Annotated in this window: 20 protein-coding genes, 2 pseudogenes and 1 other annotated feature; of the genes and pseudogenes, 10 read left to right on the top strand and 12 right to left on the bottom strand. The window is 62.0% G+C overall.

The window, feature by feature from the left end; translation table 11 throughout:
- Nucleotides 1-6: 6 nt before the first annotated feature.
- The 3 genes from HNQ39_RS10570 to lon form a co-directional block, all read right to left on the bottom strand.
- Nucleotides 7-972 carry a glycosyltransferase family 2 protein gene (locus HNQ39_RS10570; RefSeq protein WP_184195125.1) on the bottom strand — a complete coding sequence of 322 codons (966 nt, stop codon included), beginning with the start codon at nucleotides 970-972 and terminating at the stop codon, nucleotides 7-9.
- Nucleotides 893-2,455 (bottom strand): glutamine-hydrolyzing GMP synthase, encoded by a 1,563-nt coding sequence (gene guaA, locus HNQ39_RS10565; protein WP_184195122.1) that lies wholly within the window; start codon nucleotides 2,453-2,455, stop codon nucleotides 893-895. Before guaA ends, HNQ39_RS10570 begins: the two co-directional genes overlap by 80 nt.
- Nucleotides 2,456-2,523: 68 nt before the next feature.
- Nucleotides 2,524-4,962 (bottom strand): endopeptidase La, encoded by a 2,439-nt coding sequence (gene lon / locus HNQ39_RS10560; protein ID WP_184195119.1) that lies wholly within the window; start codon nucleotides 4,960-4,962, stop codon nucleotides 2,524-2,526.
- A gap of 108 nt (nucleotides 4,963-5,070) precedes the next feature.
- On the opposite strand from lon, the gene HNQ39_RS10555 reads away from it, so the two are divergent.
- Nucleotides 5,071-5,685 (top strand): hypothetical protein, encoded by a 615-nt coding sequence (locus HNQ39_RS10555; RefSeq protein WP_184195116.1) that lies wholly within the window; start codon nucleotides 5,071-5,073, stop codon nucleotides 5,683-5,685.
- Between the two features lie 16 nt (nucleotides 5,686-5,701).
- On the opposite strand, the gene HNQ39_RS10550 is transcribed toward HNQ39_RS10555, so the two are convergent.
- Nucleotides 5,702-6,691: an RIO1 family regulatory kinase/ATPase domain-containing protein gene (locus HNQ39_RS10550; RefSeq protein ID WP_184195113.1), complete on the bottom strand. Its 990-nt coding sequence runs from the start codon at nucleotides 6,689-6,691 to the stop codon at nucleotides 5,702-5,704.
- A 76-nt stretch (nucleotides 6,692-6,767) separates the two neighbouring features.
- Here HNQ39_RS10550 and HNQ39_RS30800 point away from each other — a divergent pair.
- The 3 genes and pseudogenes from HNQ39_RS30800 to HNQ39_RS10535 form a co-directional block, all read left to right on the top strand.
- Nucleotides 6,768-7,679: pseudogene (locus tag HNQ39_RS30800) on the top strand (ADP-ribosylglycohydrolase family protein); the annotation flags it as partial.
- Between the two features lie 1,230 nt (nucleotides 7,680-8,909).
- On the top strand, nucleotides 8,910-9,530 hold the full coding sequence (locus tag HNQ39_RS10540; protein ID WP_184195106.1) for a phosphorylase family protein: 621 nt from the start codon (nucleotides 8,910-8,912) through the stop codon (nucleotides 9,528-9,530).
- Between the two features lie 84 nt (nucleotides 9,531-9,614).
- Nucleotides 9,615-9,920 carry an ArsR/SmtB family transcription factor gene (locus HNQ39_RS10535; protein ID WP_184195103.1) on the top strand — a complete coding sequence of 102 codons (306 nt, stop codon included), beginning with the start codon at nucleotides 9,615-9,617 and terminating at the stop codon, nucleotides 9,918-9,920.
- Here HNQ39_RS10535 and HNQ39_RS30270 read toward each other — a convergent pair.
- The 4 genes from HNQ39_RS30270 to HNQ39_RS10515 form a co-directional block, all read right to left on the bottom strand.
- Entirely contained in the window at nucleotides 9,917-10,294 is a 378-nt protein-coding gene (locus HNQ39_RS30270) for a 3D domain-containing protein (protein ID WP_343075961.1), read from the bottom strand. The two genes, HNQ39_RS10535 and HNQ39_RS30270, sit on opposite strands and share 4 nt — an antisense overlap.
- Nucleotides 10,295-10,455: 161 nt before the next feature.
- On the bottom strand, nucleotides 10,456-11,136 hold the full coding sequence (locus HNQ39_RS10525; RefSeq protein WP_184195100.1) for a hypothetical protein: 681 nt from the start codon (nucleotides 11,134-11,136) through the stop codon (nucleotides 10,456-10,458).
- Nucleotides 11,137-11,139: 3 nt separating this feature from the next.
- Entirely contained in the window at nucleotides 11,140-11,691 is a 552-nt protein-coding gene (locus HNQ39_RS10520; protein ID WP_184195097.1) for a KdsC family phosphatase, read from the bottom strand.
- The gene (locus tag HNQ39_RS10515; RefSeq protein WP_184195095.1) at nucleotides 11,684-12,679 is read right to left on the bottom strand and encodes a KpsF/GutQ family sugar-phosphate isomerase; all 996 of its coding nucleotides are present in this window, start codon (nucleotides 12,677-12,679) and stop codon (nucleotides 11,684-11,686) included. The genes HNQ39_RS10520 and HNQ39_RS10515 overlap by 8 nt, the downstream gene beginning before the upstream one ends.
- A gap of 53 nt (nucleotides 12,680-12,732) precedes the next feature.
- On the opposite strand from HNQ39_RS10515, the gene HNQ39_RS10510 reads away from it, so the two are divergent.
- The 5 genes and pseudogenes from HNQ39_RS10510 (at nucleotide 12,733) to rplL (ending at nucleotide 15,956) form a co-directional block, all read left to right on the top strand.
- Nucleotides 12,733-13,344 (top strand): nucleotidyl cyclase domain-containing protein, encoded by a 612-nt coding sequence (locus HNQ39_RS10510; RefSeq protein ID WP_184195092.1) that lies wholly within the window; start codon nucleotides 12,733-12,735, stop codon nucleotides 13,342-13,344.
- Between the two features lie 57 nt (nucleotides 13,345-13,401).
- A pseudogene (locus HNQ39_RS30795) lies at nucleotides 13,402-13,965 on the top strand (hypothetical protein); the annotation flags it as partial.
- Between the two features lie 246 nt (nucleotides 13,966-14,211).
- Nucleotides 14,212-14,811: an HD-GYP domain-containing protein gene (locus tag HNQ39_RS10505; RefSeq protein WP_184195089.1), complete on the top strand. Its 600-nt coding sequence runs from the start codon at nucleotides 14,212-14,214 to the stop codon at nucleotides 14,809-14,811.
- 44 nt (nucleotides 14,812-14,855) lie between these two features.
- Nucleotides 14,856-15,009 (top strand) — a sequence feature (ribosomal protein L10 leader region).
- Between the two features lie 20 nt (nucleotides 15,010-15,029).
- Nucleotides 15,030-15,545 carry a 50S ribosomal protein L10 gene (rplJ, locus tag HNQ39_RS10500; protein WP_184195086.1) on the top strand — a complete coding sequence of 172 codons (516 nt, stop codon included), beginning with the start codon at nucleotides 15,030-15,032 and terminating at the stop codon, nucleotides 15,543-15,545.
- Between the two features lie 39 nt (nucleotides 15,546-15,584).
- Entirely contained in the window at nucleotides 15,585-15,956 is a 372-nt protein-coding gene (gene rplL / locus HNQ39_RS10495; RefSeq protein WP_184195083.1) for a 50S ribosomal protein L7/L12, read from the top strand.
- 90 nt (nucleotides 15,957-16,046) lie between these two features.
- On the opposite strand, the gene HNQ39_RS10490 is transcribed toward rplL, so the two are convergent.
- A complete protein-coding gene (locus HNQ39_RS10490) occupies nucleotides 16,047-17,885 on the bottom strand; it encodes a DUF1592 domain-containing protein (protein WP_184195080.1) in 1,839 nt (612 codons plus the stop codon).
- A 63-nt stretch (nucleotides 17,886-17,948) separates the two neighbouring features.
- Here HNQ39_RS10490 and HNQ39_RS10485 point away from each other — a divergent pair, with 63 nt between their 5' ends.
- Nucleotides 17,949-19,160, top strand: a complete 1,212-nt coding sequence (locus HNQ39_RS10485) for an HD-GYP domain-containing protein (protein ID WP_184195077.1) — start codon at nucleotides 17,949-17,951, stop codon at nucleotides 19,158-19,160.
- A gap of 43 nt (nucleotides 19,161-19,203) precedes the next feature.
- Here the strand turns inward: HNQ39_RS10485 and HNQ39_RS10480 are convergent, their stop codons facing one another.
- The 3 genes from HNQ39_RS10480 to HNQ39_RS10470 form a co-directional block, all read right to left on the bottom strand.
- On the bottom strand, nucleotides 19,204-19,653 hold the full coding sequence (locus tag HNQ39_RS10480; protein WP_184195073.1) for a response regulator transcription factor: 450 nt from the start codon (nucleotides 19,651-19,653) through the stop codon (nucleotides 19,204-19,206).
- Nucleotides 19,654-19,672: 19 nt separating this feature from the next.
- Entirely contained in the window at nucleotides 19,673-20,215 is a 543-nt protein-coding gene (locus HNQ39_RS10475; protein ID WP_184195069.1) for a response regulator, read from the bottom strand.
- A gap of 95 nt (nucleotides 20,216-20,310) precedes the next feature.
- On the bottom strand, nucleotides 20,311-23,682 hold the full coding sequence (locus tag HNQ39_RS10470) for a tubulin-like doman-containing protein (RefSeq protein WP_184195065.1): 3,372 nt from the start codon (nucleotides 23,680-23,682) through the stop codon (nucleotides 20,311-20,313).
- Nucleotides 23,683-23,705: the final 23 nt, after the last annotated feature.

The raw sequence follows: 23,705 nt of genomic DNA, 5'->3' as shown, positions 1-23,705 counted from the left end.
GTTGAATTATATCCCGTTGGCGCGTCCGAAGCGGCCCCGGCGAAAATCCAGGAGCGCGCGCTGGAGGATCGTCCGCTTGGGGTTACGCTTTACCGTCCAGACCGCCCAGAGCCGCAGGGAGTCTGCGAGTGCCGCGATGAGTCCGGCGCGTGTCCCGTGTTTTTTCAGGTAGAGCAGCTGGTTGCGCCGCATGTAGTAGAGTGTCAGGGGCGAGTCCTTCCCCGTGGAGCGGCTCACCTTGTGCCAGAGCCGCGCGGAGAGTGCTGTTCCCACCGCATAGCCTGCGGCTAGGATGCGCTGGCAGAGGTCGGACTCTTCGTAGTAGAGGAAGAAGCGCTCATCGAAGAAGCCCACCCGCTCAAAGACCTCCCGCGAGAACAAGAGCCCACAGCCCGAGACATAGTCACAGGGCTCAAAGCCCTGGCTCGGGGGAAGCGGCTCCCCCTGCCGTCGCTGTGTTACTTGGCCGCGCCCGTCTATGCTCCCCCCCGCCGACCAGATTGTCTCCGGCTGGTCGTAGTAGAGCATCACGGGGCCAATCGCGCCCAGGCCCGGCATGGCCTGCCAAGCCGCGAGAAGCTTCTCCAAGAGCGCGGGCTCGACTGTTGTGTCGGGGTTGAGCAGAAAGAGAAAGTCCGCCTCCTGCTGGATCGCCACACGCACCCCGGTCTGGTTTCCCCCCGTGAAGCCCGTGTTCTCAGGGTTGACCACCAGTGTCACCTCGGGAAACTGCGCCGCGACAGCCGGAGCGGTCCCATCGGCGCTCGCATTGTCCACCACAATGGTAAAGAAATTAGGGTACGTCAGCCCCCGCACCGACTGAAGGCACTCAATTGTGTCCGCTACCCCGTTGTAGCAGACAATAATGATCGCAATCCGTGGGACCGTCGGCCTACTCCCACTCGATAGTGCCGGGGGGCTTGCTGGTGATGTCGTAGACCACCCGGTTGACCCCTTCGACCTCTCCGACAATGCGACTGGAGATTTTTTCCAGGAGCTCGTAGGGCAGGCGTGCCCAGTCCGCAGTCATGGCGTCTTCACTGCTCACGGCGCGCAGGACAATCGGGTACTCGTAGGTGCGCTTATCACCCATGACCCCCACGGACTTGGTGTCGGGGAGGACAGCGAAGCTCTGCCAGACGCGCCGGTAGAGGCCGGCCTTCTTGATCTCCTCGACCACAATCGCATCGGCCTCACGGAGGATATCGATCTTCTCGCGGGTGACCTCACCGAGGACGCGAATCCCGAGGCCGGGGCCAGGAAACGGCTGCCGCCAGACCATCTCGGTGGGGACCCCTAGCTCCTCGCCCACTTTACGGACCTCGTCTTTGAAGAGGTAGCGCAGCGGCTCGACCAGCTTGAGCTTCATGTACTCGGGCAGCCCCCCGACATTGTGGTGGGTCTTGATCGTGTGCGCCTTGCCGCTCCCGGACTCGATCACATCGGGGTAGAGCGTCCCCTGTGCCAGAAACTCCGCGCCCTCGATTGTCTGGGCCACCTCGTCGAAGACCGCCACAAACTCATTGCCGATAATCTTGCGCTTCTGCTCCGGCTCGATCACGCCCTTGAGCTTGTCCAAGAAGCGCGATTTCTCGTCGGCGTAGACCAGGTTGATATTGAACGCACGGGCAAAGTTCTCCCGTACTTGGGTGCCTTCGTCCTTGCGCATCATCCCCGTATTGACAAAGATACAGGTTAGCTGATCGCCAATCGCGCGGTGCACCAGCGCGGCGGCGACCACGGAGTCCACGCCCCCGGAGAGGCCACAGACCACCTTCTTGTCCCCGACCTGCTGGCGGATCGCCTCAGTGGCCTCACGGACAAACGATGCCATGGTCCACTCGCCCTTAGCAGCGCAGAACTCGTAGAGGAAGTTGCGAATAATCTCCGTGCCCCAGGGCGTGTGGACCACCTCGGGGTGGAACTGGACCGCGAAGAACTTACGCGCCGTGTCGGCCATCGCGGCCACGGGGGTGGAGGCGGTCACGGCGGTGATCTTAAAGCCGGGCGGCGGTGCCTCGACCGTGTCGCCGTGGCTCATCCAGCAGATCAGCTCCCGGTTGAGCCCCTTGAAGAGATCGCTGCCGTCGGTGACATCGAGCGCGGTCTTGCCGTACTCGCGCTGGGTTCCGGCACGCACCTTCCCCCCGAGCTGGCGGCTCATCAGCTGCATGCCGTAGCAGATTCCCAGGATCGGAATCCCCAGCTCGTAGATCGCCATATCGACCTCGGGTGCGCCGGGCTCGTAGCAGCTGGAGGGGCCACCGGAGAAGATAATCCCGATGGGCTTGCGCTTCTGGATCTCGGCGAGCGGGGTCTCGCAGGGCAGGATCTCACAGTAGACCTTGCACTCGCGCACACGCCGGGCGATCAGCTGGGTGTACTGGGCCCCGAAATCGAGGACAACCACGTTTTCATCGGGAATGGGAATGGAGGCGGATTTGTGGGAGGCCATGGCTAGCAGGCCTCCAGACAGTGGGGGAAAACCATGCCCTTCATCTTACCACGACTCCGCCTTTTTCTTTACTCACGCAGCGCCACTTTCAGGGCATCGTCGGCGTGGCGCAGGAAGACAAAGGTCAGCTCCGCACGCACATCGGCCGGGAGATCGTCCAGATCGGCCTCGTTCTCGGCGGGCAGGAGCACCGTGCGCACACCTGAGCGGTGTGCGGCCAGGACCTTCTCCTTGATCCCTCCCACCGGAAGCACCTTGCCCCGGAGCGTGATCTCGCCCGTCATCGCCACATCGCAGCGCACGGCGCGCCCCGAGATCGCAGAGGCCAGCGCGACCGCCATGGTCACCCCTGCCGACGGCCCATCTTTCGGCACCGCACCCGCGGGGACATGGACATGGATATCTTTGCCCTTGTCGGCATCCTCGGCGATCCCCAGGGTCTCTAGGCGGGAGCGGACAAAGGTCCAGGCGGTCTGGGCGGACTCGCGCATCACCTCCCCGAGCTGGCCGGTCAGGGTGAGCTTGCCCTCGCCGCGGGTGGGCAGGACCTCGATCGTCACCGTGTCGCCGCCGGCCTCGGTGTAGACCAGCCCCGTAGCGGCCCCGACCTCGTCGGTCTCCTCCATCTTGCCCCAGTCGAAGCGCGGCTTCCCGAGCAGCCCTTCAAGAGTCTCCGCCTGCACCGCAACGACCTGGGTCTCGTCGCTGGCCAGCTTTCGTGCCGCCTTCCGGCAGAGCGAGCCGATCTCCCGGTGCAGGCTACGCACGCCCGCCTCACGGGTGTACTCCCGGATCAGGCTTCGGAGCGCCGCCTCGTCGAGGGTGAAGTTTTCGTCGGTGAGGCCATGGCTCTCGCGCTGGCGGGGCAGGAGATGGGTCTGGGCGATCGCCAGCTTCTCCGCCTCGATATAGCCCGAGAACGGGATCACCTCAAGCCGGTCGCGCAAGGCGGGTGGGATCGTGTCCAGCAGGTTTGCCGTGGCGATAAAGAGTGCCTGAGACAGGTCAAAAGGCACCTCTAAGTAGTGGTCGGAGAACTCTTTATTCTGCTCCGGGTCGAGCGCCTCCAGGAGCGCCGAGCTGGGATCGCCTCTAAAATCGTTGCCCAGCTTATCGAGCTCGTCCAGGACAATCACCGGGTTGCGGCTGCCCGCCTGCCGAATCGCCTGCAAGATGCGCCCCGGCATCGCGCCCACATAGGTGCGCCGGTGCCCCCGAATCTCGGCCTCATCGCGGACCCCGCCCAGCGAGAGGCGGGCGAACTTGCGCCCCAGTGCCCGCGCCACCGAGCGGCCAAGGCTGGTCTTGCCCACACCGGGCGGCCCGACAAAACAAAGAATGGGCGCCTTGAGCTTCTCCCCCGCGAGCTTGCGCACGGCCAGGAACTCCAGGATGCGCTCCTTCACCTTGGGCAGGCCGTAGTGATCCTCATCCAGGATCCGCTCCGCCTCCGCGATATCCAAGCGGTCGTCGGTGAGCGTGCTCCAGGGCATGGCGACCATCAGATCGAGGTAGTTGCGCAGCACGCCCGCCTCGGGGCTGACCAGCGGGGTCTTCTCAAAGCGATCGAGCTCCTTCAGGGCGCGGGTCTCGATCTCCTCGGGCATCTTGGCGGCGACAATCTTCTGGCGGTACTCAGCCAGCTCGCTAGCGCGGTCGTCGGCCTCCCCAAGCTCGGACTGGATCGCCTTGAGCTGCTCGCGCAGGAAGAACTCGCGCTGGTGGTCGCCCATCTCCTTCTCGACTCGGGAGCGGATGTCTTTCTGGATCTCTAGGATCGCGCTCTCTTCATTGAGGACTGTCGCCAGCTTCTCCAGGCGCTCCTCGACCGAGAGTGTCTCCAGCAGGCTCTGTTTCTGCTCGACCCGGAGCGCGAGGTAGGGGATGATCGTGTCGGCGAGGCGGCCCGGTTCCTCGACCGAGAGGACGTTGACCAGTGCCTCGGGGGGAATTCCCTTCGCCTCAGTGACCAAGCGCTCAAACTGCGCGGTGACCGTCCGGGTGAGCGCCTCGACATGGGGGGTCGGGGGCTCGCCGGGCTGGGGCAGGGACTCCACCTCGATCCGCATGTAGGGGTCGGTCTGGAGGTAGCGGCGCACCTGGACACGTGGCCCGGCCTCAAGCAAGACGCGCACCATGCCATCGGGGATTCGGGTGAACTGCATCACCTCCGCCGCGATCCCCATCTCGTAGAGGTCGTCGGGCTGGGGATCCTCCACCTGGAGATCGCGCTGGGTGATCAGGGCGACCATGCGGGGCCGCCCCTCCTGCGCCACCTCCACCGCCCGCACGGAGCAGTCACGCCCGAGGGTGAGGGGGAAGATCATGCCGGGAAAGTAGACACTATCGCGGATGGGAATCAGGGGCAGGACATGGGGGACGCTCTCCCCTTCCCAGCCTCCATCGAGCTCATCCAGGAACGTCTCCTCGTCCTGGAGCAGCTCCTCATCAAGTAAATCAAGCCCCAGCGGGGGAATTTCGAGGTTCTTCTTGGCCTTACGTGGCATTTGCTCATTGTACCAAGCCCCTCCACGACTGCCACCGCCAAAGTGCGAGAGTTGCCTTAGTGCCTCCCCAGAGTTGCGGAGGGGCTATTTCTGCGATACTTTTCCTCTATGCAGCGCCAAGCAGTCCGTGAGGAAGAGACGATCACCGCGGAGACGGCAATCCAGAAGGAGACTCCGGCCCAGTCGGCTGTCTCTTGGCTTGGCGGAGTCGCGGCGGGGACGATCGGAGCGGCGGTGATGACCACGCTGGCGCGCTTCCAGAACCCGGAGATGCGGATCGGGCAGGAGAATGCCTGGCTCCTCTATGCCCTGCTCGGGGCGATCACGGGATTCTGCTCCGCGGCGGGCCGTCCCAAGGCCGCACGGGTCGCGCTGGGAATGAGCCTGGCGATCTTTCTGAGCCCCTGGCTTCTGGAGGTGATCTGCGCCTTCCTGCGCCTCAACGCTCCCCCGGCCGCACAGTCCCCACTAGTGATCAATGCCTGCCTGCCTATCGGCGCGTTTGTCTTTCTGCGGAAGTGGTCGCCACGCCTCGCGGCGCTCTACAGCGGGATCGCCTTTTTTATTATCGACCTGCTCTACAACCTGATCGCGGTCGGCCCGGCGCCGGGTCTCTTGACCGTGGTTCTCATCTCCACCCTCCACGGTGCGGTTCTCGGGGGGCTCCTCGCCTTCCTGCGGGAGTGCTTCGCCGCGCTCCAGCCCCGGAAAAAGGCCCCCTAACCCCCACTTGTGGGGGTCAGGGGGCCTGCCGTAGCTCCCGTGCAAGTGCCTCGGGATCGCAGACCACCCCGGCGCGGCGGAAGTAGTCACAGAGGCGAGTGAGATCCCGCAGAAAGATCGCCTCGGCGTGCTCGTTCTGGTCGAAGCGCACCACCTGCGGCAGGTCAATAATCGTCGGCTTGTCGCCGTCGTAGAGGACATTGTAGGCGGAGAGGTCGCCGTGGACCAGGCCCATTCCCACCAGGATCGCCAGGCTCTCTTTGAGCTGATCGAAGACTTTTTGCGCCTCGGCGCGGGGCAGGACCAGCTCGATCAAGGTCGAGGCCGCGCGGGTCTCTTCCCCGACATAGCCCATTAAAATCGCATTCTCCCCCACGGCGTAGGGCTCGGGGACCGCGCAGCCGGCGGTGAAGAGGGCTTGGAGGGTGGTGTACTCGTAGAGCAGCCAGCTGGAGTGCTGGACCTGCTGCCCAAACTCGGTCTTCTTGCCCAGTGCCCGCATCAGGCGCGTGTCGGTGGCCTTCGCCTCCCTGCCATCGTCGGTGAGGATCGCGCGACCCTGGCGGTACAGCGCATCGTTTCTCAGGTTGCGGAACTGCCGGGGGCGGTAGACCTTGGCCGCCACCAGCTCGGCTCCCAGCGCCGCCTGAGCATCGGGGTGGACATGGCAGCAGTAGACACTCGCCTCCTTGCCGCCCTTGACCTGGAAGAAGACATCGTCGATCAGCTTTTGCTCCTCGAAGAACGGCCGCAGCGACCCGTAGAGCCAGGTGGCCTCGTGGCGGCTGGGCTTGTAGGTCGTCTCAAAGAGCACATTGCCCTCGTCGGCAGCCAGCGCCTTGGCCATCTCGGCGTGCTTCTTCTTCGCCTTCGAGGTCACACGGGTGTCGTGAAAGCGCTCAAACCCCTCGGGCTCGTCGTCGTCGAGCTCATCAAACGCATCAAATTCATCGGGAACGTCGCGTGCTTCTTCTTCGTCGTCCTCGGCAGTTTTTTCTATCCGCATCACCCACTCTATCGCGGCACTACCAGGAAGTGCTAAAGCACCAGAAGTAAAGGAGAAATTAAGGTAAAATCACTTCATGTTTTCCCTGCCTACCGACTACGAGGAGCGCGTCTATGCGGGTGTGCTCGGCAAGATCATTGGTGTCTATCTGGGGCGGCCTTTTGAGGGCTGGAGCAATGCCCAGATAGAGAAAGAGCTAGGTGAGGTCTGGTACTACGTCCACGACAAGCTTGGCAAGCCCTTGATCGTCACCGACGACGACATCTCGGGGACCTTTACCTTCCCGCGCGCCTTCCCCGACCACAACAACCCCTACGACATCACGGCGGAGCAAGTCGGTAAGACCTGGCTGAACTATTTAATCGAGAAGCGGACCGTGCTCTGGTGGGGGGGCATGGGGGTCAGCACCGAGCACACGGCCTACCTGCGCCTCAAGCACGGTGTCATGCCGCCCGCCTCGGGCAGTATCGAGATGAACGGGCAGGTCGTGGCCGAGCAGATCGGGGCACAGATCTTTATCGACGGCTGGGCGATGCTCTGCCCCGGCGACCCGGATAAAGCGGCGGGGCTGGCCCAGCGTGCGGCCAGTGTCTCCCACGATGGTGAGGCGATCTACGGCGCGCAGGTGATCGCGGCGATGGAGGCTCTGGCCTTCACCGAGAGCAGCCTGAACCGTCTGCTAGACCAGGCCGTCACCTACATCCCTCGCGCCTCGGTGATCTGGAAGCTTATCCACGATATCCGCGGGTGGCACGCCGACGAGCCCCGGGACTGGCGGACGACCCTGCGCAAGATCGAGGAGACCTACGGCTACGACAAGTTTGGGGGCGGGTGCCACATGGTTCCCAACCATGCTGTGATTATCCTGGCGCTACTCTACGGCGACGATGACTTCCAAAAGTCGCTGATGATCGCCAACACGGCCGGCTGGGACACAGACTGCAACAGCGGCAACGTGGGCTGCATCCTAGGCATTAAGAATGGGCTGGTGGGTATCAACCGTGGTGCCGACTTCCGCACCCCCGTTGCGGACCGTATGTACCTCCCTACCGCCGATGGGGGCCGGGCGATCACCGATGCCGGCACCGTGACCTACCAGATCGTCAATACTGCGCGCGCCATGCAGGGGATGCGCCCGCTCATGCCCAACAATGGGATGCAGTACCACTTCGCCCTTCCGGGGAGTGTGCAAGGCTTTGTCCCCGAGGACTCCACCGAGTCGCGCGGGACGGTTCGGCTGGAGAATGTCGTGCTAGGCTCGCTTGCGGAAGGCGCAGGGGTGGCCAATGACGAGCGCGCACTGAAGATCTCGTACACGGGTGTGGGACCGGGGCGAACCGCGCGGGTGGCGACCGCGACCTTTACCCCGCCCGATGCCCTCAGCATGCCCGGCTACAGCCTGATCGCCTCCCCACGGCTCTACCCTGGCCAGCTCGTGCGCGCCCGCGTGGTCGCCGACGAGACCAACACACGCCCTGCGGCGGTTCGGCTCTACGTCCGCTACTACGGCAAGAACGACACCCTGGAGACCCTCCGCGGCCCTCTCTCGGCCCTGGACCCCGGCGACTTTGGCAACCTCTCCTGGCAGCTCCCCGATGTGGACGGTCCCATCGCGGAGGTCGGGGTTAAGATCGGAGGAAACAGCGGGGATGGTGCGCTCTACCTGGACTGGCTGGGCTGGACGGGGATTCCTGAGGTCACACTTGGCCCCGGTGAAGGGACGGCCTGGAAGCGCGCCTGGGTCGATGCCGCCGAGCACTTTAGCGCACGCAACGACTCCTTCCCGCATCGACTGATCCAGAACGAGGGAACCGGCTATGTCTTCCAAGGCAGCTCGGACTGGAGCGACTACAGTGTCCATACCCTCGCGCAGGCTCACCTCGCGGATGGGATCGGCCTCATGGCAGCGGTCCGCGGCCTCCGCCGGCATGTCGCGCTGGTGCTCTCCCCCGACGGTGCCGCACGGCTGATCTGGACCCAGGACGAGCAGACCGCGGTTCTCTCCGATGCCAGTATCCAGTGGCAGTACGACCATCCCTACCGCCTCGCCTTGAGTGTCCACAGCGATGGCCGGATCACCGCCTCGGTCGAGGACGGGTTGGTGGTACAGCTCCTGGAGGGGACGATCCCCGCGAGCCAGGCAAGTGGCGCGATCGGACTTCAGGCTACCGTTGGCAACGCCGCGTTTGGCCCCGTTCGCATCGAGCCTGTCTAGCCCATGCGCCTGCTTGTCTGCGCGGCGACCGAGTGGGAGCTCTCGGCTTGGGGGGAGCCTGAAGACGGGGTCTCCCTCCGTGTCACGGGCGTGGGAGCGCCCGCAACCTTTATGGCTCTCCTAGAGCGCCCCGCTGTCGATCTGATCGTCAATATCGGAATCGCTGGGGCCTATCCGGGGAGTGGCCTGGCCATTGGGGACCTTGTGGTGGGGGAGAGCGAGGTCTGGGGCGATGTCGGCTTCGCCCTCCCCGAGCCTCCCCACTTCCGCCCGATCCAAGACAGCCCCTTTGGCGCGTTCTATGCCGAGCCCCTTGCGCTCCACATCCCTACAGCGCTAGGGCTCCCTCAAGGACGCGGTTGCACGGTGCAGACCTGCACGGGCACCGACACACAAGGGGCACAGCGCCGCGAGCTTTTCTCGGCGCACTTTGAGACCATGGAGGGTGCCGCCCTGGCACAGCTGGGCCACCACTGGCAGATTCCGGTCTGTGAGCTTCGTGCCATTAGCAATATCGCCGCCCAGCGCGACATGCGCCCGGAGAATCTTCATTTGTCGAGAGAGCGTCTTGGAAAGTTCCTGCAACAGGATACAATAAAGAGTGTATTTTTTCACAAAATATAGTGGAACACATCTAATCCTATAGGCCGTCATATGCCCGGTACAAACATTATGACGAAGCCGATTACCAATCTAAACAATAAATCCATGACAAACTATACCTTAGACATGCCCACCCTTGAGCGCATTGCGCCAACAATTCGAGTCCTATCTCATCCTTTACGCCTTAGAATCCTAGATTTTCTTGAAAAATCAGGTTCACCTCAAAGAGTGACTGAAATTGTGGATGCATCCGAGGGAGCGCAACAAGCCATTGTCAGCCAACAGCTAAAAATTATGCGCGATAGCGGAATCCTATCCGCAGAGCGACGTGGTAATTGCGTCTATTACTCGATTTCTAACCGCGCCTCACTCTATTTCCTCGACTGCATCCGCACTCACGAGTCTAACTAATCCAAGACATAGAGCTGCACACGGCGGACACCCCAGCGCCGCATGTTGTCTGCACTCTGCATTCGTAGATCAATCCGGTGGCCTTTAATCGCTCCTCCAATGTCGTCGGCGATCGCATGGCCATACCCCGGAATCCAGAGACGTGTTCCCAAAGGGACAATCTTGGGGTCCACGGCGACACCGTGGACCGCACGTCCATCACGCTCCGTCTTGGTCCAGCGCCCCCCCTCGATGGGGTCGTCGATGGGCTGGTAGGCTGTGGCCGTGACCGTGAGGCAGCGACGGTAGCTTCCTCGGCTGGGGTGACTCCCCAGAGAGCTATCCCAGCGCCGTCGTGGCGGGGACATACGCTGCGAAGCTGCACGGGGGCGCACGACAGGCACTCTCCGCGACCGCGGTGCACTATTTTTCGAATAGACCGCTCCACCAAACAGAACACCAACTCCTGTAAGTAAAACGGCAGCAATCACTTGCACTTCCGTTGAAATAAAACGTACGATAACAACAATCCTCCGATAAAAAAACGTATTCGAGTTTATTTATCGGCAAGACTGTTCAATTGCTTGAGGATTTCAGTTGCAAGAAGCTGCGTGGCAGGGTCTTGTGCAAACAAATCGGGGTGGAGCGCACGGGCCAGAGTACGCCGCGCCGAGAGCACTGAGGCCCGGGGAAGACGCGCCGCAGCGCTGGAGAGCCCACCGGTACTCACCACGCCCGGACGAGTCCCACCCCGCTGCATCGCGGCCCGCGTTCCCGCCGCAAATCCATCGGCGTAGGCCTGGGCACGAATCTTCTCGGACTCACTCTGGCTGGGCTGCTCGGGGGCGGCAGGACGCTCCCGCTGCTCACGCTCTAGGGCTGCACAGCGCTCCAGGAGCTCATTGACACGCTTCTTAGTCTCGTCGAGCTCACGCCGCAGGGCACGCCGCTCCGAGAGAAGCCCCTTGCGCTCCTCTTCGAGCTGTGCCACGGAGCGGGAGTCTGCCGGGCGCACCTTCGGGCCATCGCCCCGCGAGCCGACAAGGTCGCGGAGTGCCGCATCCCGGTAGAGAGTCGCCCGCGAGACATCCGCACGGTCCGCGACATCCTGCATGGTAAAGGGTAGGTTGAGGCTCTCTAGCTCCTGGATCGCCTTCTCCACCCGCTCCCGACGCGCACGGGCATCCACGGGTCGCCGCCCCCGCCGCCGCTGCTCATCTGTGCCTTGTTTTTCCATGGTTTACTGCCCGGGTGCTAGCTTTTCCAGATAGAGCGCCACCGCACGGTCGTAGTCCCCACGCGCCGTGAGGATCAGCTCGATTGCCTCACGCACCGCGCCCTCTCCCCCCCGCCGACTCGCGACCCAGTCTGCGGCGCGGAGCACGTGCGAGGCCGCATCCGCAGGGCAGAGCGCCACCTCCGCCTCGCTCATCGCGGGGAGGTCGTTGAGGTCATCGCCCATAAAGGCCACCTCGCTCAGCGAGACCTGGGTCTCCCGCGCCAAGAACTCCAGCGCCTTGACCTTGTCTTTGACTCCCTGCATCACCAGATGGCGCGGGGTCGCCAGCTCCTGCGAGCGCCGCCAGACAATGCTCGAGTCTCGCCCCGTCACCCAGGCAACCTGGAGCCCCACCCCACGCGCCAAGACAATGCCCAGACCATCCTGGGTATGAAAGCGTTTAAGCTCCTCCCCATTGGCCCCAAAGTAGATTCCCCCATCGGTCAGGGTGCCATCGACATCAAGTGCCAGCAAGCGAATGCGCGCCAACCGCGCCGTAAGATCGTCATTCATCGCGACTACTTGGTGGAAGAATTCCCGCACGGACGAGGTCCTTGAGGGTCAGCACCCCCACAGGCCGGCCTTCGCTATCAACAATCGGCATGTCCCCAAAGCGTAGTGGGCCGCTCTCAAAGCTCTCCATCGCCTCAGCGGCCAGGGGATCCCCCTCGATCAGCCGTGGATTTTGGGTCATCGCCTCGGTGACGGGCCGGTCCCAGGCCTCGGGGCCGATCTGGACAAAGAAGCGCCGTGAGTCGCCATCGGAGAGCACCCCCACGAGCCGCCCTTGGCCATCTACCACACAGGCCAGCCCGGCGCGTGCCCGTGTGATGGCGGTCATGGCATCGTGGACCGTGACACTCTCCGGCACGACCGCAAGCTCATCGCCGCTCCGCATCAAGTCCGAGACCTTCAGCAGGAGCCGCCGCCCCAGCGAGCCCGCAGGATGGAGCCGCGCGTAGTCCTCGGAGCGAAAGCCGCGCGCCTCCATCACCGCCACCGCCAGGGCATCCCCGAGTGCCAGCATCGCCGTGGTCGAGGTGGTCGGGGCGAGGTTCATGGGGCAGGCCTCACGGGGAACACTGGTATCGAGGATAAAGTCGGCGGCCCGTCCTAGCGTCGACTCACGGCGACCTGTCATCGCAATCAGGCACGAGACCCGGCGCTTGAGAGCCGGCAGCAGCGCCCGTAGCTCGTCGGACTCCCCTGAGTTGGAGAGAACCAGCGCCGTATCGCCCGGTGCCGCCATCCCCAGATCGCCGTGCATCGCCTCAGCAGGGTGGAGAAAGAGCGCGGGTGTTCCCGTGGACGCCAGGGTCGCGGCGATCTTGCGTCCCACATGGCCGCTCTTGCCCATCCCCGAGACCACCACTCGTCCCGTGGAGGAGACCAGCTGCTCAACAACCGTATCAAAAGTCGCATCGAGGCGCTGGGCGATCAGTAAGAGTGCCTCTGCTTCTTCCTGCAGGACACGGTGGGCATGGGCGCGTGCTTGGGACATTCCCGACGATTATACCTAGACAGATTGATTTTTCTTGCCAATGATAAAGAGATATGAAATGGTTCCAGAAGCCCTCTGCCCTCTCGGCAGAGCAAAGTGCCCAGGTCTATGCCACCACCGTGGTTGCGGCAGCGCGCCTCCTCTCGGGGCTCCGTCGCACCACGAGCAACCCGGCTTCGTTCCTGGAGCGCGAGTGTTTCCGGGCCCAGGAACTGGGACAAGCCCTCAGTATTCTCCAAGTGGAGATCGCCGATTGGAAGGGAGTGGTTACGGCCATCGGTCCGGAGCGTGTGGCACAAACACAGGAGGAGCTTGAGCTGGTCTTACGGGGGACGCTACGTGCTACGGACATCCTCCGCCCTGAAGGGCCAGGCAACTTCCAGATCATTCTTCCAGGAACCCAGGCCAGCGACCTCGCCACTGTCGCCCAGAACCTGCGGCAGGCCGTCCGCGGCTACCGTATCCTTGCACCAGATGGGGCCGCCTTCTTTCTCCGCCTTCACCCTTGGATTGCCAGTGTCTCGCTTCCTGAGGATGGCCTCATCGCCCCTGAGCTCTTGGAGCTCCTCAGCCACCGGCTTGCCCAAGAGCGGCTTCAGCCCCTCCCGCCTCCAGAAGAAGATACCGAAAACACCCGTCGTCCCCCCCTGCGACTTGTTGCATAAAACACACAAACACTACCCTATAATCTCGCCTTCATTCACCCGATAATCACCATAGATATGGCTGAGCGTCTTCCAAAATCAGCAACTGCATATATCGCCCTTCTCACCCTCCTCGCTGTGGGCGCAGTGACGGACGCCTACCGCCACCATCCGATTACCACTCAAGAGATCCCATTACTATTCCTACTTGTTGTTGTTGGAATCTATTCAGGCAATCTCAAAGTACCACTCTTCTCCAAACAAAATAAACACCAATCCGCAAATATTTCTTTAGGCTTCATCGCTACAATTCTCTCACTGCTTGTATACGGCCCATTTATCGGCATTATCACAGGCATATCAACAATGATTAATGCAAATATAAAAAAAGAAGACACCCATAAAACTATATTTAATTTCTCAAATGTATCTTTAACAAGCTACATAACATATAAGTTCTTTAACGCACTAGATATCAACGGCACCCCAACAAGGTATATTTTTACTGATAATTCATTCTCAAACATGTCAGGATCAATATTTTCTGTTATCTATATCCTAATAAGCGTTTTGTTTCACCATATCATTAACAGTGTATTTTTTACTATAGCGATATCACTATCAATGGGATGGACAAGTAAAAAATCATTCAGTTTTTTCAGGAATAATACACTTTGGGTAATGCCAACCTATCTAGCAGCGGGTTGTTTCATAACAATGCTAGCCTGGATTATATTTAATATCCAAAAAGGGCATTTCAGTGTCGTAGCGCTACTACTAGCAGTATTACCACAGCCATTACTTTACTTCCACAACCTAAAGCTCCATCGGGAGCGTGATGAAGAACGGGAGCGTAGATTCCAGGAACTAGAGAGCCTTTACTCGTCTATGGTCCAGGCGATGGGGCGTGCTATTGAGGCAAAAGATCGCTACACCCAAGAGCATATTGCCCGAGTCGTGGCGATGTCGATGGCGATCGGTCGAAAGCTAACACTCCCAGAGGACAAGCTCCGCGCGCTTGAGGTCGGCGCAGCACTGCACGATATCGGTAAAATCGCCATTCCGGAGGCGGTGCTCAATAAGCCAGGCAAGCTGACTCCTGAGGAGTTTGAGCTCATCAAAGAGCACGCAGCACTGGGAAGCGACATCCTTCAGCCCGTTCCCTTTCCGCCCGAGGTCGTCGAGGCCGTACGCCACCACCATGAAAAATGGGATGGGAGCGGCTACCCCGATAAGCTCGCAGGCAACAATATTCCGCTCATGGCGCGTATTGTCGCGGTTGCGGATGTCTACGATGCTCTGACATCGGATCGTCCCTACCGCGCTGCCTGGTCACACGACCGAGCGATGGAGTTCATGCGAAGCCAGGTCGGGACGCACTTCAACCCCGAGATCTTTGCAGCATTTGAGTCCGCCATGCTAGAGAGTCCGGAGCTCTGCTCCCAGGCAGTCGACCCAGAACCGCCAGCGCTCCGGCGTGCGGCCTAAAAAAGGCTTGCAATCCCACAATGGCCGTGGTAGACTCCTCGCTTGGAAATCAATAACTTCCACCAGAGACAGCCGGCACGCATCTGCGTTTAATGGGTTTCTTAGTGAAATCCGCCCGCCGAGGTAGAGAAGATGACAGCATCTTAATATCTTCGTGCGCCCTCGACTGCCTCCGGTCGGGGGTTTTGTGTTTTACGCAAAAGGAGGTGAAAACTTAAATGGCACAACCTAAAAAGAAACTTGGTACCAAGCCGGGTGTGGTCGGGGAGATCAGCGACCTGCTGAAGAGTAGCTCCGCCGTCATCCTGACGGAGTACCGTGGCTTGAGCGTCCCCCAGGTAGGTGATATCCGCACCAAGCTGAACGCCGCCGATAGCGAGAGCGACTTCTCTGTCGTGAAGAACACGCTCTTCAAGCGCGCAGCCGATGGCATTATCGCGGCAGATGCAGACCTAGATGCAGCCCTCAACGGCCCCACGGCTGTTGTCTTTGCGAAGGACTCCCTGGCAGCCGCCAAGGTGCTCAGCGACTACATCGCCAGCAACCGCAACACGCCCCTGAAGATCAAGGGTGGTGTGGTCGATGGAGTCTACTGGGACGCCGCGAAGATCGATGCTCTGGCAAAGATCCCGCCGCGCGACACCCTCTACGCGATGATCCTTGGGGCTTTCCAGTCCCCCCTGACCAGCCTTGCCGCGACGCTTGCGTCTATCGCAGAGCAGAAGGCAGCTTAAGCTCCGGCTTAAACCCGACTACGTTTAAAGGAAACTATTATGGCTATCAATACCGCAGATTTTATTGAGCAGCTGAAGAGCATGACGATCCTCGAGGTAAACGAGCTCGTTCAGGCCCTCCAGACCGAGTTTGGCGTCTCCGCCGTCGTGGCCGCTGGCCCCGCAACCGGTGGCCCTGCCGCGCCCGTCGAGGACGAGAAGACTGAGTTCGACGTCGTGCTGGTGAGCCCCGGCGACAAGAAGATCCAGGTCATCAAGGTCATCCGTGATGTCACTGGTCTTGGCCTCAAGGAAGCCAAGGAGATCGCCGACACCGCTCCCAAGGCTGTTAAGACCGGCGTCAGCAAGGACGAGGCAGACAAGCTCAAGGCTCAGTTCGAGGCCGAGGGCGCTACCATCGAGCTCAAGTAAGAGCTCCGCTCCCTGCAAGCCCCACCACCCAGTCCTGGGCGGTGGGGCTTTCTGTTTTCATGCGTTCGTAGCCTTATCGAATAGGGCAGCCTATCTCCCCTCTTTGAACTGAAACGGCAGCGAGAGCACGACCTCGCGGAAGAGGGTCTCGGACTTGTAGCCCTCGGTCTTGAGGGTGGCGAGAATCTTCTTCACCGCGGGCTGGTCGGTGGGCTCCAGGCCGCGGCCCAGGGCGTAGGCGAGGGTCTTCTCCACCAGGTTGCGCAGGAACTGCTCCTGCTGCTTGACCACCAGCGCCTTGAACTCCGCCGGGTTGTGGTACTCCTCGCCCGTGAGCAGCTTCGCGCTGGCGTCCACGGGATCGTCGGCGATCTTATCCCGCCAGCGGCCGATCGGGTCGTAGTTTTCCAGGCCAAAGCCCATCGGGTCGATACGCGCGTGGCACCCCGCGCAGGCGGGCTCCTCCCGGTGCTTCTCCAGGCGCTGCTTGAAGGTCAGGCCCCCCTCTTTTTTATCGCTGGGCGGCAGGGTCTTGGTCACGGGCGGCGGGGGCGGCGGCGGGGTCCCCAGCACCTCGGAGAGAATCCACTTGCCACGGAGCACCGGCGAGGTCCGCTGGGGGTAGCTGGAGACCGTCAGGGTTGCCGCCATGGTCAGGATCCCCCCGCGCCTTGCTGTGTCCACCGGAACCCGCTTGAAGCCGCCCCCGGAGACCGGCTCCATCCCATAGTGCGCGGCGAGCTTGTCGTTCACAAACGTATAGTCGGCAGAGAGGAGCTGGGTGAGCGGGGCGTTGTCGCGGCAGAGGCTCTCAAAGAAGAGCACCGGCTCCTGGTACATCGCATCGCGCAGGGCGGTATCGAACTGGGGGAAGCGGCCCCGGTCCGGCGCGGCGATCCCCGTCATTAAATCCCGTGTGTGGAGCCACTGGCTCACAAAGCTATCGTAGAAGCTCCGGGCCTTGGGATCTAGGAGCATGCGGCGCACCTGCGCCGTGAGCACGCCAGGCTGGCGTAGCTTCTTCTCGCGGGCGAGGGCAAAGAGCGTGTCATCGGGCATCGACGACCACAAGAAATACGAGAGGCGGCTGATGAGCTCGTAGTCCGTGAGGGCGATATTGCCCGTGTTCACCGGTGCCTCCTCGACCCGGAAGAGAAAGCTCGGGGAGATTAAAACGGCCTTGAGCGCCGCCTTGACACCGTCTTCGTAGCTGGTCTTGGAGTCGTAGAGGCGCAGCAGGCGGGCGGTCTCCTCGGGCTGGACGGGCCGGCGAAAGGCGCGCGACGCCTGGCGCTCGATTAGGAGCTTGGCCGCCGCGCGTGCGGGGAGCTTGGCGCTGGGCTTGACCGGAAAGAGCCGCTCGGCCGGGGCAGCGTCGATCACCTCTTGCGCCGCGACCAGGTAGCGCTCCAGCAAGACCGGCGGCAGAAAGAGCGTGTCGGCGTTGTTGTCGAAGCCGCCGCCGCCACCGCCATCCGCGGGGAAGGAGTCGGCGGGCTTGGTTGTCACGCCAAAGAGATCGCGGACCGTGTTGTTGTACTCCAGGCGGCTCAGGCGGCGCAGGACCGTGTGCCCTGGCGTGGCCTTCACCGGGGCGGCGTCCAGGACCGCTGTCAAGTCCGCGATCAGGGCCTGGCGCTGGGGCTCGCTGGGGCGGCTGCTTCCCCGCGGGGGCATGCTCCTATCCTTGAGGCGTGCCAGGCCCTTGCGCCAGTTGTCGGCGTTCTTGTGGATGCCGGCCACATCGGCGGGGTCGAGCGAGACACCGCCACTGGGCTGCGCCCCCGAGTGACAGCTCACGCAGTACTGCTTGAGCAGGGGAGTTGCCTCTTTTTCATGCCGCGCCACCAGCTCAGCGGGCGGCTGGGAGGCGGCGGCGAGTCCCAAGAGCACCGGGGAGACCAGCGTCCCCATAAACATTCGCTTCATCGGTTTATTATAGCGCCCCCATCCCTCTAGAAATATCATTAAATCTCCAATAATTGGGGAAGTATGTCCCTAACCGTCGAGGAGCTTGAGCGGCTCAGAACCGAGAACGAGCAGATGAAGAAGGCGCTGCACGCCGCGGAGCAGCGCCGGGCCCTTCTGGATCATATCGGGGCCCACCTCCAGCAGACCCTCCGGTTAGAGGACCTGATTCCCCGACTCTTTATTGAGGTCAATGCCGCACTTCGGGCCGAGGCGCAGTCCCTCTGGCTGGCCGATCACCTCAACCAGCGGGTCACCTGTCGCTTTGCCACGGGGCCGGGTGCGGAGCAGGTCCAGGGCCTCTCGCTTCACCTCACCGAGGGAATTGTGGGGGCGACCATCATGCGCCAGCAGTCCCTGCTGATCCACGATGCCCAGCTCGACATCCGCCATAGCCGCCTCGCCGATGAGCGCACGGGGCGGGTCACCCACTCTCTGCTCTCGGTGCCTCTGGTGCGCGGCGGCACGGTTATCGGTGCGATGCAGGCGATCAATAAGCAAGAGAGCCCAGTCTTTGAGCACGCGGACCTGGAGCTCTACCGGGCTATTGCCGATGTGGCCGCCCTCGCGCTGGAGAATGCCCTGCTCTACACGCAGCTTGAGAGCAGCTACAACGCCACGCTGGAGGTGCTCTCCACTGCTCTCGACCAGCGCGACCACGAGACCGAGGGGCACTCCCAGCGGGTCTCGGAGTTTACGGTGCGCCTGGCCCAGGAGATCGGCCTCCCGCTTGAGGAGCAACGCTTCCTGCGCCGCGCCTCGCTCCTCCACGATATCGGCAAGATCGGTATCCCGGATGCCATCCTCAACAAACCAGGACCTCTGACCCAAGACGAGCGCCGGGTCATGCAGCGCCACCCGCAGCTGGGCTTTGAGATGCTCCAGGGAATCCCCCACCTGCATCGCGAGCGGGAGCTGGTGCTCACCCACCAGGAGCGCTGGGACGGCAAGGGCTACCCAAATGGCCTTCGCGGCGAGGCGATCCCACTCTCAGCGCGCATCTTCGCCATCGCCGACACCTTCGATGCCATCCTCTCCGACCGCCCCTACCGCAAGGGCCGCGACTACGCCACCGCGCGCGCCATCATCGCCAGCGAGATCGGCCAGCAGTTCGAGCCCCGCCTCGTCGAGGCCTTCATGCGCATCCCCGAGCAGGAGTGGATCGAGATTCGCAAGCATGCCGATCTCCTCGAAGAGCCCCTTCCCACCCCGGAACTTCTTAAAAAAGCGGCATAGAAACGTATCGGCAAAATCCCCTCTTATGCCGCTCTACAGCCCTCTAAATCCGATACCGCTCATCTCCCTTCGACGAAGTTTTTAAAATACGCCGAACAGACCAAAGAAGCTCTTTAGGGTTGAAGGGCTTCGTAAGATAGATACTTATTAGAGGTTGCCTATATCCCCAAAGGAGATGTTCAGGCATAGAATTATCAGCAATCATTATCGTATTTGACCAGATGTTTCCCTCGTCACTCAAGTCTCGTAACCGATAGCATAATCCGAGTCCACTTACTCCTGGCAAGAAGTCATCAACAGTGATCAAGAGCGGAAGCTTCTGCAAAAGCGATTCCCAGGCTTCTTCCGCGTTGTGGGCAATCTCAACGTTGTAGCCAGCCTCGCAAAGATAGCCCGCGATCAGATTCGCCATGGCAGGCGTATCGTCCACCACTAGAATATGCTCGCCTTGTGGGATGGGTTTGTCGGGGAGTGGAAGAAGACGCTCGTCCATGGTCGCTTCCTAACCTTCGCTAGATCCGATACCGCTCACCTTCAACGGACGCAGGCTGTAAAATCCGCCGCACAAAAGACACCAGCTCTTCACAGTCAAACGGTTTTACAAGTTCCATGTCAAACATGAAGCCGGGATAACCAAACATAAATCGCTCATGCTCTTTTTCTCCTAGACGAACTACTGGAATTATATCCATCAGTTCGGAACGTCGAGTACAGCGCAGCAGCTCCCAGCCATCTGCGCCAGGCAGGATGTCATCAGTAATGACGAGAACGGGGAGCTTGAGACGCAGCGAAACCCAGGCTTCTTCGGCGCTGTGGACGATCTCGACCGCATAGCCAGCCTCTCGGAGGCAGGCAGCGACCTGGTCGGCAAGTTGGGGATTATCGTCCACCACCAGAATATGCTCCCCTTGAGGAACGGGGTTCGGGGGAAAGGGTGGAAGAGTCGGGCGCGGATCGGGCTTGCTTGACTCCGATGAAGGCACGAACCAGAGCAAGACAAGGAGGGCGACGATGCCCACGAGCATACCCAGGAAGAAAAGAACGACGGGGTTCATTGGCTTTCTTACTCACCTTCCCGAAAAGTAGGCCCTCTTCCCGCGAGCTTGCGAGCAAACCGGGGAAGAGGGTCGCGTGGAGCGCGGGGAGATGGCTACACTTCGGTGAGGATCGCGGCTTTTCTGGCCTCGAAGTCCGCCTCAGTGATGAGCCCTTCGGTGAGCAGCTCGCGGAGGTTGGCGAGGCGCTCCTTGAGGCTTCCCAAGCTGGCCGGCCCGGTGCTGGCTCCCCCACTCGTGGGGGCGGGGGGGGCAACGGCCACGGGAGCGGCGACAGGCGGCGGTGCCACGGGGGCAACCACGACCGCGGGGGCCTCGGGGTTGTAGTTGATGCTCTCCAGGTAGTCCGTGATGGCCTGCTGGTAGGGACGCAGGATCGCGCGGCCGAAGTTGCGGGAGTTCTGCGCCTCGACATGTGCCAGGAGCTGCTGGCCCATGAGCTGCACCCCCAGCTCGACCAGCTTGGCCTGGATACCGCGGTCGATCTGCTCCTTGAGCTGGCGCTGGTCGGAGAGCAGGAGCACCATCTCGCGGGCCTCGCGTGGCGGGCGGCTAGACTGCTCCACCTCGGTCTCTGCGGCCTGCATCAGCTTGGCCAGATCGCCCGTGATCGAGACAAAGGTCCCCAGCGGGTCGGTCTTGGCCATGCCGAAGCGGTCTCGGTAGCTGGCGATAAACTTGATGGTCTCTTTCGCACCCGCGGCGGTGTAGCGCGTGTCGCGCTCCTCGCTGATGACCCCCACCGCCCAGCCGACACAGAAGGTCTGCCAGGCACCTTTCTGGTCCTCGAAGCTCGGTGGTGCGATCCGTAGCCACTCTTTGACATCTTTTCGCGTGTGGATCGGGTTGGCGCTCGCCCCGGCGGCCTTGGACTGCTCGTAGGCGAACTGGTAGTTCTCCATCCCCTCCAGCAGGCGCAGGGGGAAGGCCGCCCGCTCCCGCAGGAAGAGCACCTGGTGCTGCTCGCCCGCATTGGTGATCTGGCCGTCGCGGATGCCCTGCACCGTCTCCTTGAGCATCTTCATAAAGACCTGCTCGCCGTCGGAGCGGGGCTCGGAGCCGTGCATGACCCCGACAATGGTCTGGGACTTGTTCTGGTGGTGCTTGTAGTTGGGCGCGTTCTCCGCCAGGTGGATAAAGGGTTGGGAGAGCGCGTGGATGCGGCGCAGCTCCTCGATCGCGCGGTCGGTGCCCACCCCGAAGCGCTCGAAGAACTTATCTAGCACCGACTCCTGCTCGACTGCCTTAAAGACCGTCCGGCAGCGCCCGATAATCCCCGAGCGCACCCGGTTGAGGTCGGCATCGCGCAGGCCATAGATATTGCCGCTCGTGCCCAGCTCCGAAAGAATATCCGCCGATGTCGTATTCACGGTCGCGTTGCCCGGGTCGGAGCCATTGCCGACATAGGCCGTGTAGCGCTTGTCGATATCGCCATTGACATAGGTCACCTGGCCGTTCTCGAGCTCCTGGCGCTGGCCCCGGTCGAAGATCACCAGGCCATTGACATCCACCGGGTTCTCGACTGCGGTCTGCTCCTCCTTGTGGAAGAACGCCTCCAGCCCCTTCATCCGCTCGATATAGGCATCCATCTCGGTCTTGAGGCTCTCCAGAACCCCCAGCATCCCGGTGTAGAAGTAGATCGCGTGCTCCGCGGTGCGGATATCCAGCAGGGTGGTCTCCCACTGCCGGGCGCGGGTCAGGTACTCCTCTTTCTTCTCGTCGATCTCCTTGCGCTTGGCCCCCATGATCAGCGAGAGCATGGCGTCCTTGGCGAGCCGGTTCATCTCCGCCACCTGGCCGTCGCGCGCCTCGGCGATCGGGGCCATGGTCGGCTGGGCTTCGTCGCGCATCCGCCCCAGTTCGACAGCGTAGGCACGGAAGCGCTCGACCGCATGGTCCAGGAAGGCGCGGGCCACCCCGTGGCGGCGGTTGGGATCGTTGACACACTCGCTGATAAAGTTGCGCAGTGCCTGCTCCTTGGCCGGGATCATCCCGCGCAGGTTCTGCTGCATCTGGAAGAGATACTCCCCAAGGTTGGCACGCTGCTTGGAGAGGATATCGGGGTTGGGGTCGGTGTCGGTGAAGCGGGTCTGGTGCTCCTCTTGACGCGCCATCAGAAACGCCCCGACATTGTCGTGGCCCGGGTAGGCGGCGCTGTAGCTGCGGTTCACCCCATTCCAGTAGGCGAGGGCCACATCGCGGATCAGCTCGCCGGACTCGATATTGGCCACCTGGATACCGCGCTGGATGTTCTCCGGATCGAGGCCCATGCGCCCGATCTCCTGCTCGGCAAACGCGCCGACGTTGCTGACACGCGCCAGCGGCTCGGTCCAGCGGGTGAGGATCTGGCGTGCCAGGCGGCTGGCGCAGGCATGGAGCACTTTATCTTTCGGGAAGTGGATCGCGGCCAGGCCCATCGCCAGGTAGTTCTGCGCGCACCCGAGGTCGTCGGGGTTGGTCAAGAACTGGTCGAAGTTGTCGCGGTTGGATTTCTTCTGGCGCTGGAACTCGCTGGTCAGGTCCAGAAACACCGAGTGCCCGACCATCTCGATCATCTTATCCACGCTGCCGAGATTGGCGGCGGGGCTCGATGTATCGACCAGATAGGTGTAGCGAAACGGTGGGTCGGCGTTCTCGATCCCGGGCTGGTCGGGCTTGTACTGGGCGGTAAAGGCCGACGCCGAGTCCGTGTAGTGGTTGAGCTCCAGCAGGCTGGCGTAGGCGTTGGGCCGGTTGTCCACCGAGACCGCGGCGGTGTTTGGCGGGATACCGAAGATGCCGATGATCTCCAGCATGCGCTGGTCCTTGAGCAGGTCCTTGATCGTGTAGGCCAGGTCTAAAAACATCCCCGAGCCCGTCCCGCCGAGCAGCGAGCCCACGACATAGACCGTCACCCCCTCCGAGACCTGCATCCCGTTTTTGATCGCCATCGCCTTGCTAGCGTCCTTGGTGATCTCGGTGTACTCCTCCTCGATACGCCGGGCGATCGTGTCGTAGTTCCAGAAGTAGGCCAGGCGCCCGCGCGCACGCACCGCGCCCGCTCCCTGGTGGATATCGCCCGAGAGGGTCCGGGGGTCCAGCCAGTCTCTAAGATGCGGGTACTCTCTTAAGTTGCGCCGGAGCTGCTCAACCCCGTGCACGGAGCAGTGGATCTTGTCGGCGTTGTCTAGGTTGGCGGCATCGGAGTAGTTGGGGTTCTTCCCAAAGATCGCCTGGTCGGTATCGAGGAGCAAGAACGAGACAATCGGGAGCTTATCGAGCGAGCCGTACTTCTGGATCATGCGCTGGCGCACATCGAGCAGGATCTTATGGCCCGTCCCTCCGACCGCGATTAGCAGCGAGCGGGAGATTCCCCGGAGCTTCTGGTCCTCGTTTTGGGAGAGAATCGGGGCATTGGACGAAGCGCTGGCAACGGAAGCAGCGGTCGGGAGCGGCGGTGCAGAAGGTGTCGTGGTCTCATCAGGCATGGTGATTTGTATTATACTCCGTT

The sequence above is a fragment of the Armatimonas rosea genome, from assembly GCF_014202505.1.
Taxonomy (GTDB): Bacteria; Armatimonadota; Armatimonadia; order Armatimonadales; family Armatimonadaceae; genus Armatimonas; species Armatimonas rosea.
This window is presented reverse-complemented; position numbering and strand designations above follow the sequence as displayed.

Coding starts and splice junctions, on each gene's coding strand:
- guaA (WP_184195122.1), bottom strand. CDS start 2,455: ATGGCCTCCCACAAATCCGCCTCCATTCCCATTCCCGATGAAAACGTG.
- lon (WP_184195119.1), bottom strand. CDS start 4,962: ATGCCACGTAAGGCCAAGAAGAACCTCGAAATTCCCCCGCTGGGGCTT.
- HNQ39_RS10555 (WP_184195116.1), top strand. CDS start 5,071: ATGCAGCGCCAAGCAGTCCGTGAGGAAGAGACGATCACCGCGGAGACG.
- HNQ39_RS10550 (WP_184195113.1), bottom strand. CDS start 6,691: ATGCGGATAGAAAAAACTGCCGAGGACGACGAAGAAGAAGCACGCGAC.
- HNQ39_RS10540 (WP_184195106.1), top strand. CDS start 8,910: ATGCGCCTGCTTGTCTGCGCGGCGACCGAGTGGGAGCTCTCGGCTTGG.
- HNQ39_RS10535 (WP_184195103.1), top strand. CDS start 9,615: ATGACAAACTATACCTTAGACATGCCCACCCTTGAGCGCATTGCGCCA.
- HNQ39_RS10525 (WP_184195100.1), bottom strand. CDS start 11,136: ATGGAAAAACAAGGCACAGATGAGCAGCGGCGGCGGGGGCGGCGACCC.
- HNQ39_RS10520 (WP_184195097.1), bottom strand. CDS start 11,691: ATGAATGACGATCTTACGGCGCGGTTGGCGCGCATTCGCTTGCTGGCA.
- HNQ39_RS10515 (WP_184195095.1), bottom strand. CDS start 12,679: ATGTCCCAAGCACGCGCCCATGCCCACCGTGTCCTGCAGGAAGAAGCA.
- HNQ39_RS10510 (WP_184195092.1), top strand. CDS start 12,733: ATGAAATGGTTCCAGAAGCCCTCTGCCCTCTCGGCAGAGCAAAGTGCC.
- HNQ39_RS10505 (WP_184195089.1), top strand. CDS start 14,212: ATGGTCCAGGCGATGGGGCGTGCTATTGAGGCAAAAGATCGCTACACC.
- rplJ (WP_184195086.1), top strand. CDS start 15,030: ATGGCACAACCTAAAAAGAAACTTGGTACCAAGCCGGGTGTGGTCGGG.
- rplL (WP_184195083.1), top strand. CDS start 15,585: ATGGCTATCAATACCGCAGATTTTATTGAGCAGCTGAAGAGCATGACG.
- HNQ39_RS10490 (WP_184195080.1), bottom strand. CDS start 17,885: ATGAAGCGAATGTTTATGGGGACGCTGGTCTCCCCGGTGCTCTTGGGA.
- HNQ39_RS10485 (WP_184195077.1), top strand. CDS start 17,949: ATGTCCCTAACCGTCGAGGAGCTTGAGCGGCTCAGAACCGAGAACGAG.
- HNQ39_RS10480 (WP_184195073.1), bottom strand. CDS start 19,653: ATGGACGAGCGTCTTCTTCCACTCCCCGACAAACCCATCCCACAAGGC.
- HNQ39_RS10475 (WP_184195069.1), bottom strand. CDS start 20,215: ATGAACCCCGTCGTTCTTTTCTTCCTGGGTATGCTCGTGGGCATCGTC.
- HNQ39_RS10470 (WP_184195065.1), bottom strand. CDS start 23,682: ATGCCTGATGAGACCACGACACCTTCTGCACCGCCGCTCCCGACCGCT.